Origin of the sequence: Kribbella alba (genome assembly GCF_039529635.1) — a bacterium.
Lineage (GTDB): Bacteria > Actinomycetota > Actinomycetes > Propionibacteriales > Kribbellaceae > Kribbella > Kribbella alba.
In genome coordinates this window covers 70,017-84,345 of the sequence record NZ_BAAANE010000008.1, presented here as the reverse complement: position 1 = coordinate 84,345, position 14,329 = coordinate 70,017, and the positions used below count along the sequence as shown (strand labels likewise).

General features: G+C 62.5%; 16 protein-coding genes and 3 tRNA genes. 12 read left to right on the top strand and 7 right to left on the bottom strand.

Features of this window, described 5'->3' with window-relative positions; genetic code table 11:
- Window positions 1-72: 72 nt before the first annotated feature.
- Complete coding sequence (locus ABD210_RS23730; RefSeq protein ID WP_425552728.1) at window positions 73-414, bottom strand: metallopeptidase family protein; 342 nt, start codon at window positions 412-414, stop codon at window positions 73-75.
- Window positions 415-596: 182 nt separating this feature from the next.
- Between ABD210_RS23730 and ABD210_RS23725 the strand changes: the two genes are divergently transcribed.
- The 3 genes from ABD210_RS23725 to ABD210_RS23715 all read left to right on the top strand — a co-directional run bounded on the left by ABD210_RS23725 (window position 597) and on the right by ABD210_RS23715 (window position 926).
- Window positions 597-669: transfer RNA gene (locus ABD210_RS23725), tRNA-Glu, on the top strand.
- Window positions 670-728: 59 nt separating this feature from the next.
- Window positions 729-805, top strand: a tRNA-Asp gene (locus ABD210_RS23720).
- A 48-nt stretch (window positions 806-853) separates the two neighbouring features.
- A tRNA-Phe gene (locus tag ABD210_RS23715) sits at window positions 854-926 on the top strand.
- 74 nt (window positions 927-1,000) lie between these two features.
- Here ABD210_RS23715 and ABD210_RS23710 read toward each other — a convergent pair.
- The gene (locus ABD210_RS23710) at window positions 1,001-1,534 is read right to left on the bottom strand and encodes a site-specific integrase (RefSeq protein WP_344114481.1); all 534 of its coding nucleotides are present in this window, start codon (window positions 1,532-1,534) and stop codon (window positions 1,001-1,003) included.
- On the opposite strand from ABD210_RS23710, the gene ABD210_RS23705 reads away from it, so the two are divergent.
- Genes ABD210_RS23705 through ABD210_RS23695 form a run of 3 tightly spaced genes read left to right on the top strand, consistent with a single transcriptional unit; the run spans window position 1,468 to window position 2,946 of the window.
- On the top strand, window positions 1,468-1,899 hold the full coding sequence (locus ABD210_RS23705; protein ID WP_344114480.1) for a GntR family transcriptional regulator: 432 nt from the start codon (window positions 1,468-1,470) through the stop codon (window positions 1,897-1,899). The genes ABD210_RS23710 and ABD210_RS23705 overlap by 67 nt on opposite strands.
- Window positions 1,899-2,396: a GNAT family N-acetyltransferase gene (locus tag ABD210_RS23700; protein ID WP_344114258.1), complete on the top strand. Its 498-nt coding sequence runs from the start codon at window positions 1,899-1,901 to the stop codon at window positions 2,394-2,396. Before ABD210_RS23705 ends, ABD210_RS23700 begins: the two co-directional genes overlap by 1 nt.
- 7 nt (window positions 2,397-2,403) lie before the next feature.
- On the top strand, window positions 2,404-2,946 hold the full coding sequence (locus tag ABD210_RS23695) for a hypothetical protein (protein WP_344114257.1): 543 nt from the start codon (window positions 2,404-2,406) through the stop codon (window positions 2,944-2,946).
- 100 nt (window positions 2,947-3,046) lie between these two features.
- Here the strand turns inward: ABD210_RS23695 and ABD210_RS23690 are convergent, their stop codons facing one another.
- From ABD210_RS23690 to ABD210_RS23680, 3 genes are all read right to left on the bottom strand, one after another.
- Window positions 3,047-3,847: an SLATT domain-containing protein gene (locus ABD210_RS23690; RefSeq protein WP_344114256.1), complete on the bottom strand. Its 801-nt coding sequence runs from the start codon at window positions 3,845-3,847 to the stop codon at window positions 3,047-3,049.
- 644 nt (window positions 3,848-4,491) lie between these two features.
- Entirely contained in the window at window positions 4,492-6,024 is a 1,533-nt protein-coding gene (locus tag ABD210_RS23685) for a tetratricopeptide repeat protein (RefSeq protein ID WP_344114254.1), read from the bottom strand.
- On the bottom strand, window positions 6,024-7,028 hold the full coding sequence (locus tag ABD210_RS23680; RefSeq protein WP_344114253.1) for a protein kinase domain-containing protein: 1,005 nt from the start codon (window positions 7,026-7,028) through the stop codon (window positions 6,024-6,026). Before ABD210_RS23680 ends, ABD210_RS23685 begins: the two co-directional genes overlap by 1 nt.
- 701 nt (window positions 7,029-7,729) lie before the next feature.
- On the opposite strand from ABD210_RS23680, the gene ABD210_RS23675 reads away from it, so the two are divergent.
- The 3 genes from ABD210_RS23675 (at window position 7,730) to ABD210_RS23665 (ending at window position 9,844) form a co-directional block, all read left to right on the top strand.
- Complete coding sequence (locus ABD210_RS23675) at window positions 7,730-8,566, top strand: hypothetical protein (RefSeq protein WP_344114252.1); 837 nt, start codon at window positions 7,730-7,732, stop codon at window positions 8,564-8,566.
- Window positions 8,567-8,984: 418 nt separating this feature from the next.
- Complete coding sequence (locus tag ABD210_RS23670) at window positions 8,985-9,530, top strand: DUF6414 family protein (RefSeq protein WP_344114250.1); 546 nt, start codon at window positions 8,985-8,987, stop codon at window positions 9,528-9,530.
- On the top strand, window positions 9,527-9,844 hold the full coding sequence (locus tag ABD210_RS23665) for a DUF6414 family protein (protein ID WP_344114249.1): 318 nt from the start codon (window positions 9,527-9,529) through the stop codon (window positions 9,842-9,844). Before ABD210_RS23670 ends, ABD210_RS23665 begins: the two co-directional genes overlap by 4 nt.
- Before the next feature lie 519 nt (window positions 9,845-10,363).
- Here the strand turns inward: ABD210_RS23665 and ABD210_RS23660 are convergent.
- Window positions 10,364-10,816 carry a hypothetical protein gene (locus ABD210_RS23660; protein ID WP_344114248.1) on the bottom strand — a complete coding sequence of 151 codons (453 nt, stop codon included), beginning with the start codon at window positions 10,814-10,816 and terminating at the stop codon, window positions 10,364-10,366.
- Between the two features lie 435 nt (window positions 10,817-11,251).
- On the opposite strand from ABD210_RS23660, the gene ABD210_RS23655 reads away from it, so the two are divergent.
- Both ABD210_RS23655 and ABD210_RS23650 read left to right on the top strand, forming a co-directional pair.
- Window positions 11,252-11,797 carry a DUF2231 domain-containing protein gene (locus ABD210_RS23655; protein WP_344114247.1) on the top strand — a complete coding sequence of 182 codons (546 nt, stop codon included), beginning with the start codon at window positions 11,252-11,254 and terminating at the stop codon, window positions 11,795-11,797.
- 305 nt (window positions 11,798-12,102) lie between these two features.
- A complete protein-coding gene (locus tag ABD210_RS23650; protein ID WP_344114246.1) occupies window positions 12,103-12,924 on the top strand; it encodes an SCO6745 family protein in 822 nt (273 codons plus the stop codon).
- Window positions 12,925-13,158: 234 nt separating this feature from the next.
- Here the strand turns inward: ABD210_RS23650 and ABD210_RS23645 are convergent, their stop codons facing one another.
- The gene (locus ABD210_RS23645; RefSeq protein WP_344114245.1) at window positions 13,159-13,287 is read right to left on the bottom strand and encodes a hypothetical protein; all 129 of its coding nucleotides are present in this window, start codon (window positions 13,285-13,287) and stop codon (window positions 13,159-13,161) included.
- A 121-nt stretch (window positions 13,288-13,408) separates the two neighbouring features.
- Here ABD210_RS23645 and ABD210_RS23640 point away from each other — a divergent pair, with 121 nt between their 5' ends.
- Window positions 13,409-14,326: an alpha/beta hydrolase gene (locus ABD210_RS23640; protein ID WP_344114244.1), complete on the top strand. Its 918-nt coding sequence runs from the start codon at window positions 13,409-13,411 to the stop codon at window positions 14,324-14,326.
- The last annotated feature ends 3 nt before the right edge of the window (window positions 14,327-14,329 follow it).

Sequence of the window (14,329 nt, the reverse complement as noted above, 5' to 3'; positions counted from 1 at the left end):
CCCCGATCCGACCGGCAGAGGCTACAACAGCCGCGGCCGTTGTGCTGCGGGAATTGCAGCTACTGACATCCGTCAGCCGTAGCCGAGTTCGTGCAGGCGGGCGTCGTCGATGCCGAAGTGGTGGGCGACCTCGTGGACGACGGTGATGTTCACCTCGTCGACGACATCCTCGATGGTGTCGCAGATCTCGAGCGTCGGGTTCCGGTAGATCGTGATCCGGTCCGGCAGCACACCGCCGTAGAAGTGCCCACGTTCGGTCAGCGGGATCCCCTCGTAGATGCCGAGTAGGTGCGGATCGCCGGCTGGCGAGTCGTCCTCCACGAACACCGCCACGTTGTCGATCAAGGCGGCGAGTTCGGGCGGCACCTGGTCCAGCGCCTCGGACACCAGTACCTCGAAGTCCGCCCGGCTCATCTCGATCACTCCGCCAGCGTAGTGACACCGCCCGCCCCAGCCCCGCAGTACAAGCTCGATCTGGCCGGCCACGGCGTGCGATGAACGCCTGTTTCGCCACCCGCAGGAACTCGTTTTGGAGCCTGGGCGGGTCTCCTCTATGCTTACGGACGTCCCTGGAGCTTCGGCTCCCGCGGGTCCGAGTCCCCATCGTCTAGTGGCCTAGGACGCTGCCCTTTCAAGGCGGTAACGCGGGTTCGAATCCCGTTGGGGATACGGTCGAAAGACCGATGTCAGTACCGCTCGAAGGATGGTGTAACATCGTCGAGCAATCTGGCCCAGTAGCGCAGTTGGTTAGCGTGCCGCCCTGTCACGGCGGAGGTCGCGGGTTCGAGTCCCGTCTGGGTCGCCAGGAGAGTGGCGGCGGGTGTCAACACACCGCCGCCATATTTTCTCTCCCGGTCAGGTAGCTCAGCTGGTAGAGCGTCCGCCTGAAAAGCGGAAGGTCGGCGGTTCGAGACCGCCCCTGACCACACTTCTGACCTGCGGTTTCTCCATCGGAGAGCCGCCGACCTCCCGCAAATGACCGCAGCGTGTACCGCAACGTCTATCCGGCGAGGTGCTCCGCGAGCTGGTCGAGCGCCTTCCGCTGGTCTTCAAGGGATGCGTGCGCGTAAACCGCCATCGTCACCTGGACGTCCGCGTGCCCGACGATCGCCTGAACGATGTGCGGCGGCACCTTCAGCCGTAGGAGCAAGGTCACACAGCTATGCCGCAGATCGTGAAAGCGCATCTTCCCTAGGCCGGCCGCGTCCCGCAGGGGGTACCAAGTCCGACGCAGGTTGTCCGGCTCGATCGGCGTACCGATCTCGGTCGTGAACACATAGCCGGTCTCCACCCACTTCTCACCGGCCAGCAATCGTTCCTTCGCCTGCTGCCGCTTGTGGCTCCTGAGCGCATCAATGCACAGCTCGATCAGCGGCACCGTACGGCGTGACTTCTTCGTCTTCGGGGTGACTGCTCGAAGCACACCATCGACGCGTTGCAACGTACGCCGGATTTCTACCGTCTTGTCTGCCCAGTCGATGTCTTCCCATTTCAATCCGAGTAGCTCACCGCGCGGCGCTCCAGATCCCCACAGGCACAGCGATTCAGGCGCGAAACCGCCTCCGCTGGGTAGACGATGAGCCCCACCAGCTCAGCGACTCCTACTTCCCGCCATTCGTCACCGACGGAAACGACCTGTTCTGGAACCCCAGCGACCTCGGAGTCCAAGGCGGCCTGCTCGCAGCGACCGGACACAAACAGGTCCGCTGGCACGACACCCTCACCGCCCGCATGCCCAGCGCCGACGAATCCCAGCGCCTCATGATGGCACCGGGCACCCCACTACTGATTCACACCCGCGTCGGCTACGACGCCGAGGGACGCCCGGTCCGCTACATGGTCTCCCGCATGGCAGCCGACCGCGTCGAAGTCTCATACGACCTGAACACGGACGACTGATGCTGATCACCCTCGACGAATCCCACCGCCAGCTCGTCCACCAGGTCCGCGACCAGGCCGGGGAGTGGCTAGCGACAAAGGGCACCGACCAATACCGGGGCGGCCTCGACATGGCGCAGGTCCACGCCAACATCGACCACGACTTCGACGCATACCCTTTCGTCGGCTGGCTCGTCGACGGGGAAGTGGTGGCCATGGTGGCGCTCATTGCCCCAGAGGCTGAGGCCGAGTTCTGGTCGCCTGAGGAGATCGCAGAGCCCCAGACCTACATCAGTCGATTCTTCGTGGTGGAACACGGCAAGGGATACGGCTCGGCTCTGCTGGAAACGGTGATCGAACAGGCTCGCCAAGAAGGCAAGCACTGGGTCCGGCTGAACTGCTGGAGCACCAACACCAAGTTGCACGCCTACTTCATTAACCACGGATTCGAGCACCTACGCACCTGCAACGTTCCCGGTCGAATGAGCGGTGCCCTGTTCCAACGGAAGGTCAAGTGACCGCAGAATGGCCGACCAAACAGCCTGGGCCGTCGTAGCGGCGTTCGTCACGGGGGCTGGCCTCGATGCGCTTCGGGGAAGTATCGCCTCAAGGCACGCAAAGAAGGCACGCGCGGCCGAGCGAGACTCGCTATTCGACGACCGCCAAGCAGACTTCGAACGCAACACGTTGCTTGAGTACGAACAGGTGATCGAAAAGCTAACGAGGTTGACGGCCAGAGTCCACCTGGCATACGAGAAGGAGTATCGCTCAACGGGCCATTTCGCTAGAAGCCAGTTACCTGATGAATTGGGTGGAGATACTGGCCGCGAAATCAGCGAAGAATGTAGCCGGTTATCGAGTCGAATTATCGATGATGATATCCGGACACTGGCTTCGAAGTTGCAAGGAATGTGCCGGGCAGTGATACATACGTTTCAGTGCGACGAGGAGATTGGCGGCGACGTCAGAGAACAGAATAGGAGTGAATTCAACCAAGCAATGTCAATGGCCTTGGAGATGCGCGAGGCGATTGGAGCCAAGCTCCGGGAACTCTATTTGCGTCGCTAGACCTAGCAACCCTGACAGCACGAGCGACAGAGGATCACCTGTCCCACGCCCAGGGGGGCTCATAGCGTGCCGGACAATCTGGCAGCGCCGGGGACGTCACCTAGATCCCAGATGACGAGCTTTGCTGCATGTCAGGCGGTTGATCAAGTGACCGCTCTTTGCTCGCCTGCTCAGCGCGCAGGGATTCGATCCTTTCGGTCAACTTACGATATCGCGTCCGATCGTCCGGATCGTTGGCGTAGTCGCCTATGCGAAGCTCCGCAGCGCGGTACTCCCGTTCAATCTCAATCGCCGTTGCCTGCAATGCGTCGCCACGTTCTCGAATACGAAACGTGAGGGAGAAGCTAGCTGCGACACCAACGGCAAGCGATATCGCCACCGCAATTGTCTTCGAATTTGGTGAATTTATCGACGCTGTTAACGCTGACGCTGACAGCGATCCAACGATCACCACTAATTGCAGCGACACGTACGTACGCCGATGCCGCTGGGCCCGCAGTTTCAGATGCTCGGCCATGGCCGGTAGGTGTTCCTTGTACCTGGCAAACGGTGCTGCCGCTCGGGGCGCTCTCCCTGCCAGCGCGTCTCGGCGCTCTATCTTCAAACGGTCCAATTGCCGCTTCTGCTGAATCCGCTCACCTCGGTTCTCGGAGGCGTATATTCCGAGCGCAACGGCCGAGGCGAAGAGCAAGACTCCCCCAAGTCCCGCGACAGAGACCAGGCCATCAATCCGCGTGATGGAGGCGGAAATGATAAAGCCGCATTCGAGCAAAGCAGCTGCAGCCAGACCGTACACGACCCAACGCCAACGCAATAGCAGCTCGGACAGCTCTTGTTCTGCTTCGGATATATCGGCGTCGATCTGTGCCACTTCGGGCGGTGACGGCATATCGTTGGACATTTTGCGATTGTCCACGGACATGAAGCATTTGCGCAAGCCATGTGACATCGGCCGGGCTGTGAGCCGAGTGCGCTCTCTATGGCAGGCGAACTCGGCGGGCTCCCGAAGCCGACTCTGCCCGGTCAGCCGTGCCCCTGTGTTCCGCTTGACAATTCTGTTCCCAAGCTGACCGAGATCGTGGAGGCGCATCTCTCCGAGTCCGGCCGCCTCCCGCAGCGGGTACCAAACCCGTCGCAGGTTGCCGGGTTCGATCGCCTACCGATCTCGGTGGTGAACACCTAGCCGGTGTCCACCCACTTCTCACCAGCGACCAGCCGCTCCATCGCTTGCCGGCCATCCTGCTTGGCTCGCATCTCTCGCAGTCCTTCGGTACGCAGGCGTGCGCATCTCCGACCCGCACGGCGGGCTCGAGCACTTCGCTTGAGCCACTCGAATCCGGGACCGGAGACCACGTCGCAAGAGACTTCCGCTGGGAATGGGTCCTCAGCCAACTGGAGCCCAGCTCAGTTCGTGAGTGACACGTAGGAGGCCCTTGCGTCTGCCTGACGTCCTCGGCTGGCTCCCGGCATCCATGTCCAGCCTGGCTGTCTACCCTCAGCACATGATACGAGTTCGCCGCAAATCATGTTGAGCGAACCAATCGGCTAGCGGCGGCGCTTACGGGGTCTCTTCTCGCTCCCCGCTGCGACCATCGCCGACAGGCGACTCCGCCACATTTCCACGAGCCTCCATCCTGATCCACTACCCACCTTCGTCGCATCTTCGAGCACATTCAGCGCCTCAGGAGTACCGGCAATCAATTCTTCGCGCGCCCACAGAAATGTCGCGAGCGCCGCTCTGTAACTGTCCTCGTTGCGCCTGAATGTAGATACGGAATCCTGATATCTCGCGCGACCCGCTTGCGTATTGCCCGAACGAAAATCAACAAGGCCCCGAGTCGCCTCTGTCACCGCCTGATCCTTTGTGTCGGGCAATGTTTCCATCTTGGCCGCCTCGACCGCGGCATCCTCTATCCGCCCGACGCTCGCCAGGGAGAAGACTAGATTGTTTCTCAACATTGTATTCGCAGGATTCGACCTAAGGCCGCGTTCAGCGATATCAATAGCCGTGTCGTATCGCTCTAGAGCCATCGCGGCTACGTATGAACCGAACAAAGCAGGCTCTGGATCGAAAGGCTGATCAATCTGCCACCGCATCGCTTCTTCGAGCGCTTCCAGATACTTCCCGGCCTGCTCGAATTCTCGAGCCTTGGCCTCATGGAGCAATGGAGGCTCATCACCCGGAATAGCGGGAATATCTATCCCGCTCTCGATAGCTACCCACTTAACCTGAGCAATTGTATTCTCTGTTGGACTGACCAGCGCCCGCCTAAGTAACTGCTTCCCGTGACGAACCTTCCCGGCCCTGAGATCGATGGTGGCTAACTCACTCGCAAGCTCACTCAAATGCCATGGCGCGAAGGCATCCTCCTCGACTGCCGTCCGCGCGGCACGCATCTTGCGCGCCGGCCGCTCCAGGATCTCTGCGAGCGACAACTCAGACGCATGAATCCAGGGGTCACGCAGCAGGTCGTCATCTCTCAGGACAAACCTGGCCTGATCAGGGCGGTCGAGTAGGAGGTAGAGCCGGACGGCCGATCGCAGCACGTAGCGGTTGCTCGGCGAGAGACTGAGCGCGACTCGCATGGCGCGTTCAGCCTGCTCCAGCAGCCCTAGGTTTACGTAGGCGAGCGCGAGATCCGTCCAGCGGATGGAATTCCTGGGCTCACGCTGGAGAATGCCGCGCATTTGTCGGACGCGCAGCCGAAAGTCGGCCACCTCGATGAGGGGACTAGAATCGAGTTGGCTCGCTCCGGAGATGGAGTCATTAACGACCCTCTCGGCCAACTGGGATGCGATCCTTCCAGTCTGATTCGGCGCTGTGATGACATATCGCGCAGCCGCGTCAATCTCAGGACTGCGGAACCCTAATACAACCGCCTGACTTAGCACGTCCCCAGCGGTGTGCAATCCCGGATCTGACGCATATGCTGCGAGAGACTCGTTCAAGCCAACGGTTGAAACCTCCGGCGACTGCGGCACATGAAGCGGCTTTAGTTCGCCAACGCGAACAGTCTTGCCGAATCGACGCCAGCGCGGGATGATATTGCGTTCGCCACCGCCGTGCAACGCGCTCATTAGGACCTCAATTCCATTGCCGCTTTGCGAGCCAACACGTCCAACTCGGTGACGATGCGTTGCAGGGCATAAGGATTTCCACGCATACTGCGCGTCTTCGCATGGCCGCGCCTCATCGGATCTGGATCGCAGAGCTGGGAAACCAGAGAGTAGACGTCGTCTTTGATCGACTTCGGAACGTCTTCAGCAAGTCGCTCCAGCGCCCTGCCGAATGCATCACGAACGAAGGGCAGAACGTCGTCATACGATTGACCCCAGTTGCCCCAAATGTGCTCCGGGTGAAGCTCATCTCGCAGGAGAGCATTGAACGAAACGCTTGTAAAAACGTAGCAAATCATACTTCCCAGCTGATACAAGTCCACTGCAAATCTACGTGGACCTATCCCCTCCATCGGCTTCCCATACAAAGCCTCCGGTGGGGCGTAGGTTCGGTCTCCAGCAATTAGCAGGTTGTCATGTTCAGCCGGACGACCGTGCACAGTCGCGCGGCCAAGATCCCCCAGCTTTGTGACGCGATTTCCAGTAAAGTCTGGCTCGAAGACAAGCGTATTCGAGGGCTTTACGTCTTGATGCGCAACCTTGTTGGTGTGCAGTTGATTGATACCCGTCGCCAGGTGATGGAGAGCCCTCAGGCGGAGCGGCACGTCAAGTTCGTCGCCAAGGTTAAGGAGTTTGCGAATATCCTTCCCAGCGGCCTCGAAAATGATATAGCTGACAGTTGGGAAGGCGTAGTCCCCTTCAATCTCAACTTCGCCATCATCCAGCGCCGTGATCACACGCGACATGCTGACGCACATCCGCGCCAGATCACGCTCGAATTGGTAAGCCTGGGTAGCTCTCGTGAGGGCATCAACAAGGTTACTTCCTCGTTGCCTACTCTTCAGAATCCATTCGAGGTCGAGTACCTTGCAGAACGCGCGGCCACCTTGCTCGTTCTCGACCCAATAATTGACGGAGAAGTTTCCGCCAGTATCGGCAGGTTGTTTATAGACCTTCTCTACCACCCGCCAACCATTAGGAAGGGTGTGGCCCACAAGGTCTCCGGCCGGACTCAGCTTCGTCACTAGTTATCTCCCGCCCGGTACCGATCTCTGCTGCCTGCCAGTCAGAGCCCCCCGGTACCGTTGTGGTTCCGCAGCGTAGTGGACCCGGCCGCTCATGACTACTCTTCGTACGCGTGGAGCCTGGCCACCGTCAGCTGGCCGGGCTTGCTCTCAGATCGAGGGTAGGCATGACCGCAACCATGACCGCAACAGCTACCGTCATCGACCACCAGGGCCCGAGCAGAGATGCCTGCCAGGCGCCGGGATCGTTCGGCGCCCCGGGTACTGCTGTCGAGCTGAAAAGCGGAAGGTCGGCGGTTCGAGACCGCCCCTGACCACCCTTCCTGAGCGTGAATCCGGCCCATCCAGGCCGACCGCCAGTGCCCGTGAGTCCCCCTAAGCGACCATCCGTTGTTGCACGGATATCGCACGGCTGACCGGGCAAGGTGAGACACCTTCTACTGGTTGTGCGCTGCCCACCAGTTCGGCGCCGTTGGGTCAGACTTGGGTCGGGTTGTCGAGCGACTTACAACGCACCTAGCAACCGTGGAACCGGAACCCGTTCTGCTCCGTCAGACGAAGGACTCGGCCCGGCCCGGGCCCCCGGACTGCGGTCGAGCCCTGAGGAGGTGGAGGAAGTGACAAGTCGAGAGCTCGCGTCCTTGATCCTGCTGGGCGCACTGGCGGCGTATGTGCTCTCGCACCGAGAGGTCAGAAGCTCCACCGCGGACGTGGCCAAAGCCTTCCTCCAGCCGAAGATCATGGCCCCGATCGTCGCCTTCGGTGTCTACCTGACCGCTGCCGTGTGGGCCGCGTCCCAGGTGAACCTGTGGGAGCGGGAGATTCTGAAAGACACGATCATCTGGGGGCTTCTCACCGGGCTTGCCCTCCTGTTCAAGACCACCGATGCGAAGAGTGTTGGGTTCTTCCGCGACACGGCTCTGCGAACGATCGGCCTGAGCGCCTTCGTCGAGTTCTTCGTAAACATCGAGAGCTTCCACCTCGTGGTCGAACTGGTCCTGCAGGCAGTTCTGATCCTCGTTGTCGGCATGTTGGCTGTCACCTCGAACGATGAGGATCAGCGACAGCTGAAACGACTGCTGGAGGGCTTCCTTACTCTGGTAGGTGTGATCCTGATCGTCACCACCGCCTGGAAGCTCGGGCAGAACTGGTCGTCGGTTGACAAGGGCCTGCTGTGGCGCTCGCTGGCCCTCCCGGTCTGGCTTACGGTGGCGGCACTTCCGTACATCTACGGACTCTCGCTGGTGATGGGCTACGGCACCACGTTCAGCCGGCTAAAGCTCGTCGACAGACCGCGCTCCTTGAGCCTCAAGCTTCGCGTGGCGGTCGTTGTCGGTCTAGGTTGGCGACTTCGCTATGTGCACGGGTTCACGGGCCCATGGGCAATGCGCCTCGGCAGGACATCATCGTTCACTGAGGGTCGTGCGTTGGTCAATGAATTCAGGGCTTCATTCGCTAGCGCCAACGTCGGCCAGTAGAACAGGTACGGCCACACCTGCCCGCCCCCGGATAGCTGCACGAGCAGGGCACAGCACAGACCTTCTGAGCCGTAGGAGCCTGCAGCGGCTGGCAGCCCACCGGCCCCAGTCCGGCTAGCCACAGTCCGATAGGCGGCCTTGTGCCCGCAGTCTGGAGTCGTTGGGGTCACCCAGCACTGCCTTGCAAAGGCGGTTCGGCCAGTCACGCTGGCCTGAGCAGTCAGACGTTGGGCGTAAGGCTCCGTTGGTTCCTCCCCGTGTGTGACCGCCGAGCCCACTGCTGCGTTTCCGCTAGGGCACGTGGAGGGCACAGACCTTGATCCGTAGTCGACGTCGGCGATCATCCGTCGGTCTCCGCCCTTATGACTGACTGCCAGCCACACGTAACGAATCCGGGCGCTAATGCGATCATGTCTGCATGGGGGAATACAAGAAGCCAAACAAGCAGGTACACCGAGGGTTCTCCTACCTGGACGATGAGACAGTCATCAACTCGCTGTCCGCGATCGAGGCGGGCAAGATCGACGAGGTTGTTGCGAAGATTGTCAACGCAAAGCACGGGGGTGGCGGCGGAGGCGTCGGTGTTCCTGGATTGAAAGTCGAGGGCGAGTACAAGTCCGATACATCTCTTGAGGAAGAGATGGTCAGAACACGCACTCGCTTCTCAGTCTTCGAAATCTGGTACGGCATCTTGCAGAACAGCAAGGCCCTGGGTCGCTTCGACGGCTGGGCACCTGGTGCTCTGGTTGGGGTTCAACCGGGCGACACTGTGGAGATTCGCGCAGCAGTGTCGGTTGCGCCTCTACAGACCATGCTCCGACTGTTCTATTGGTTCGCGGACCAAGCGAAGTCGCAAGGTTCCCTGTTCTCACAGTCAGGCCCTGAACTGAAGACCACAAAGGAAACCGAGCGGCATATGCGCTCGATGTTTGAAGGCCAGCATGGGCAAGTTCCCGCCAAATGACGCCAATCGGCGATGCCGGCCCCGAAGTGCTGGCTCTTCTCACTGAAAAGTGGATGATCAGCCCCCTCGGCAGACTGGACGGTGAGTACACCGTTATCGGCCAGGTCGAACAGATCGTCGGGGAAGGCAGCGAGTGGCCCGTAATGCGTCTGACGCAAGACGCGCCCGTCACGCCGCTGGAGCTAACGACCATGAAAGATGCCATCAAGGAGTTCGCGAAGGGTGGAGAAGGACTCGGGATTGATGCGTCGTCCGTCAAAGCGACCCTGACTGGCCCCGCCCTGGTGCTAACCCCAATCGCGATTTTCAGATGAAGTTCTGCATGGGCAGGAGTTGGCGCTTGCCGCCCGCACGACCGTGATCCACACCTGCTCCGTCCCCCTGATAGCTGCAAAACCCAGGTCAGCGCGGCGCAGGTCAAGAGTCGAACTTGTTCGATCCCATCGGGACGCCGTAGGCGCTCTTGACGTGTGTCGTGGTGGCCGGACAATCGAGCGGCCAGGGGGACGGGGCTAACCGGCGGTCAGACGCCAGCACGTCGGTCATTGGCAGTAGGGCTCGCGTGGACAGAGAGGCGTCCTGCTCGTTGGGCCCGGCGAGGACGGCGCCCCGGCGCCGCCCGCAGTCCGGGCCCGCGCGCCGAAGGCGCGCCCTTGATCCATAAGAGCCAAATTCGGCAAGAGCCCGCGCGGACGGATGTCCTCCGTCGACAGGGCGCGATACTCGTCCGCCAGATGACGTGCGACAGTCGCGGGCGTGGTGCATCTCGTGCGGTCCCGCGTTCCGGATCGCGGCAGAAGCGCGCGGCAAGTGAGGCGTCGCGGAACAACGCGCTACGTGTCGTACTCCAGCCCGTCCCAGGGTTCGTAGTACGCGATGAAGTCCCCTGGCTCGATGTTGATGGAGTAGACGCCGTCGAACTGATCGCCCACCCAGCCAAAGGTCACACCCTCAACCTCCTCGGCGAACGGCTCGACCTCGATCGGCTCCAGGACGTACTCGCCGAGCTCGGCCAGCCGAGAAGCGACGAGCTCGTCCGCACTGGCCGGACCTGCCTGACCTGGGGGAAGCCCTGCAGGACGAGCAACCTTGTCGACTCTCACCTCGTCGAAGGTGCCGTCGGTCTTCCACAGGAACAGCCCGACATAGGCCGACGTTGGATCGAATAGTTCGTCGCTCAGGAAGAACCTGCGTCCGTCCTCGGCGGTGCCGGCGTAGGGCACGTGATAGTCGTCAGGAACGATCGTGAAACGCGCGGGTGCTTTGGTCCATGGCAACTCCTTCACCCGGGTCTGTTGGCGCGTCGCGCTCGTCAGCCGGACGATTCGGCATGGCCCGCTCCAGAGACGACGTAAACACCATGCGCCGACGATACGACCGACGTACGACAACACCTGCTGTCCAGCGAGCCCGAACGCACCATAGGTGCCCCGACAAGATCGGTCTTCGCTCGCCCGAAGTGCACCAGTCGCCACAACGGCCCCTGACTGCTTTGAAACACGGCCTATAACGAGTCTGACCGCTTCCTCTTTGATGAGGGTTCCGGCTTCAGGCCCGGTCGGCCTCCAGGGCGGTCCCGGCCTGGCGCGCCGGAGGCGCGCCCGTCATCCCGACAGCCGAAGGCACGGATCGAAGCCAGATCCGCGCTTCTGTCACCGGCGTACTCAGCAAAGCGCAGCCAGCGCTTCCAGGGGCGACGGTCGTGAGCGTATCTTGACAACGTGGCATCGAGATCCTTGCCGCGACGCGTAGTCGGCGCGGTCGGCGAAAGCCCGCTCTCCGAGCGGGTTGCCCGTGCTCAGGAGCTGGCTTACGGGCCGCTCATCGAATGGGCACGACGCAGCCCGCTGCACACCGACGTGCTCGGTCATTCGTTGCATCCGTCACTTACCGACGTGACCACCGGGTGCTGGCTCGGCACGTCCCTTCTCGACCTCGCCGGTGGGTCCGAGGCGCGTCGCGGGGCGGCGCTCCTCGCGGGGTTCGGACTGCTGGCGTCCGTACCGACGGCTCTCGCAGGCGCCGGCGACTGGGCGGAACTGTCAGGCGCTGAACGCAGGATCGGTGCGGTCCATGCGATCGGCATGGACGCTGCAACGTTCCTCTTTGTCGGTTCGCTCGTCGCGCGTCTGCGCGGCGGGCATCGGCTCGGCACAAAGCTTGCCGTAGCCGGGAACCTGGTCGTGGCGGGTGCGGGCTTCCTCGGCGGGCATCTAGCTCTGCACCGCGGCACTGCCCGCCGACCTTCCATGGCTGAGCGCATCTAGAGCTCTCAACCCACTGCACTGCCCATCATTGACGTGGCGCTCGGTCGGCTGCTCGGCAAGGGACGTGCATCAAACACCCCGCACGTGCAACAGGAAGTCCCGTAAGGTCACCCCGTCGAAGGAAACCCCCTTTGTACTGATCGTCATGTGCACTGGCGGGTATCGACCACGCCCTCGCCAAGCGCCACGGTGCAGCTGGTCGAAGACTAAGAAACTCCCGAGCGCGGTGTAGAAAGGTGCCGGGCTGGTTCGTAGTCAGAGTGAGAGACCGGTGACGGGCCGGTTCGACGACTAGGAGAACCCCGATGGAAAGCGTGGCGCGGCGACTCAAGAAGCTCTTCGTACCGATCCATGAAGTCGCCTACATGGCCGACGACCCGACCGAGGAGCTGCAGGCGCTCGGGTACGAGGGCTACTGGCCGGGGTACTTCGCCGCGCGGTCGGCGCCACTCGGGCGCGTGCCGGCCGAGGTCGTGGATGCACTGTTCTACAACTTCGCTCCGGGCGAGGTCGCCGCGTACATCCCGAGCGTCTGGGAGATCGCCACGCCGGAGGCCGTGCTCGCCGCCCGGCAGCGCGGCTGCGTCGCGGCGCTCCGCCGGATCCTGGGCGACCTGGCCGACAGCCCGGCGATTGCACGGGCCGCCGAGCTCGCCACGAAGGCCGCGTTCAACGCACCGATGGAGGGCAGGCTCCTGTACGCCGGACTCCGCTCGCTCCCCGTACCCGAAGAACCCCTCGCGCGCCTCTGGCACGCAGCCACCCTGCTCCGCGAACATCGTGGTGACGGTCACGTGACCGCGCTGGTCGCCGCTGCCATCGACGGGCAGGAGGCGCACGTGCTGCAAGCGCTCTACATGGACATGAAGCCGCGAGAGTTCGGCCGGCTCGACCCGCTCACCGACGACCAGCTGGACGCGGTCGTCGACGGTCTCCGGCTCCGCGGCCTGGTCGACGCCGCCGGCTGGTTCACGCCGGCCGGCCGTAAGCTCAGGACCGAGATCGAGGAGCTCACCGACGCGTTGGCCGCCCCGGCGTACACCTGCCTCGAGCCGCACGAGGTCGACGAACTCACCACCGACCTCGGCCCGGTCGCCGCGAAGCTCAACGCCGCCAGCCCCTTCTGACAGTTGCTGGAACATGCGCGGGGAGGTGTAGCTATCGCTGTAGCAACACCCGTCTCCGGGCACCGACTCACGTGATCTCCTACCGTCCGCAGTCCCGATGGTGATCGCATCGCACGCTGCGGGCAGCGCGACCTGAAAGCGGAAGGTCGGCGGTTCGAGACCGCCCCTGACCACACTTCTCACCTGCGGTTTCTCTTTCGGAGAACCGCAGACCTCCGCAAATGACCGCAACGCCTACTCGGCGACGTGTTCGGCGAGCTGGTCGAGCGCCTTCTCCTGATCCTCCAGGTACGCGTGCCCGTAAACCGCCATGGTCTTCTCCACGTCGGCGCGAATCACCAGGATCAGGTGACGCCTCCTCACCTGCCTGGTGGCAACGCTGGCAGTGGCCCGCCTCGCGGCAGGGAGTTTCAGCAGTGGATTGTCATGGGCGAGCCCACCCGGGAGCGCTGGCTAACCAACCCGAACCGAAGGGAGATCCCCCGTGAGCACCGAGCAGCGAGAGACCCTCGAAGCAGTCCTGCGACAGTCAGCCTTCCCCGTCGGCATCGATGTCATCGAGCAGCGGCGGCTGCTCCGCGAGTTGATATCTGCGCAGCCGCTGCCCGCCGACGTGACCGTGACCGCAGCCGCACTGGGCGGCGTCCCAACCGCCGAGATCACCATCGACGGAATCGAACCTCGACACGTTGTTCTCTACTTCCACGGCGGCGTGTACGTACTGGGGGACGCCTTCCTCGCCGCTGACCTGGCCTCGCAGGTCGGCCGGCGAACGCGCGCGAAGGTGATCTCCGTCGACTACCGGCTCGCCCCCGAGCATCCGTATCCGGCGGCGGTCGACGACGCTCTTGCAGCCTACGAAGCCCTCCTGCGAAACGGCACTGCCCCCTCGGACATCGTCTTCGCGGGAGAGTCCGCTGGCGGCGGGCTCGCCGTCGCCACCCTCGTCAACGCTCGAGATCACGGGCTGCCCTTGCCAGCCGCAGCCTTCCTCATGTCACCGTATGCCGACCTCACCCTGGCCGGGACGACCATGGAAACCAAGGGCGAGGTCGACACGCTGATGAGCCGAGAAAACCTCCAAGCCCGAGTCAGCGACTATACGTCGGGACAAGACGCCGCTCTTGGCCTCATCAGCCCGATATTCGCCGATCTGTCCGGCCTGCCGCCCCTGATCATCCAGGCCGGAACTCACGAGGTTCTCCTCGACGACGCCGTACGCCTCGCGCAACAAGCCGCCAGCGCCGACGTCGAGGTCACCCTCGATATCACCCCCGGGGTGCCGCACGTCTTCCAAAATTTCTACCCGATCCTCGACGAAGCGGCCGCTGCACTGGACAGAGCCGGACAGCTGCTGTCGGCCCATCTCGCCGGCGCAGAAGGCGTCGCTGCCGGACAGTGACGT

Coding starts and splice junctions, on each gene's coding strand:
- ABD210_RS23730 (WP_425552728.1), bottom strand. CDS start 414: ATGAGCCGGGCGGACTTCGAGGTACTGGTGTCCGAGGCGCTGGACCAG.
- ABD210_RS23700 (WP_344114258.1), top strand. CDS start 1,899: ATGCTGATCACCCTCGACGAATCCCACCGCCAGCTCGTCCACCAGGTC.
- ABD210_RS23695 (WP_344114257.1), top strand. CDS start 2,404: ATGGCCGACCAAACAGCCTGGGCCGTCGTAGCGGCGTTCGTCACGGGG.
- ABD210_RS23690 (WP_344114256.1), bottom strand. CDS start 3,847: ATGTCCAACGATATGCCGTCACCGCCCGAAGTGGCACAGATCGACGCC.
- ABD210_RS23685 (WP_344114254.1), bottom strand. CDS start 6,024: ATGAGCGCGTTGCACGGCGGTGGCGAACGCAATATCATCCCGCGCTGG.
- ABD210_RS23670 (WP_344114250.1), top strand. CDS start 8,985: ATGGGGGAATACAAGAAGCCAAACAAGCAGGTACACCGAGGGTTCTCC.
- ABD210_RS23665 (WP_344114249.1), top strand. CDS start 9,527: ATGACGCCAATCGGCGATGCCGGCCCCGAAGTGCTGGCTCTTCTCACT.
- ABD210_RS23650 (WP_344114246.1), top strand. CDS start 12,103: ATGGAAAGCGTGGCGCGGCGACTCAAGAAGCTCTTCGTACCGATCCAT.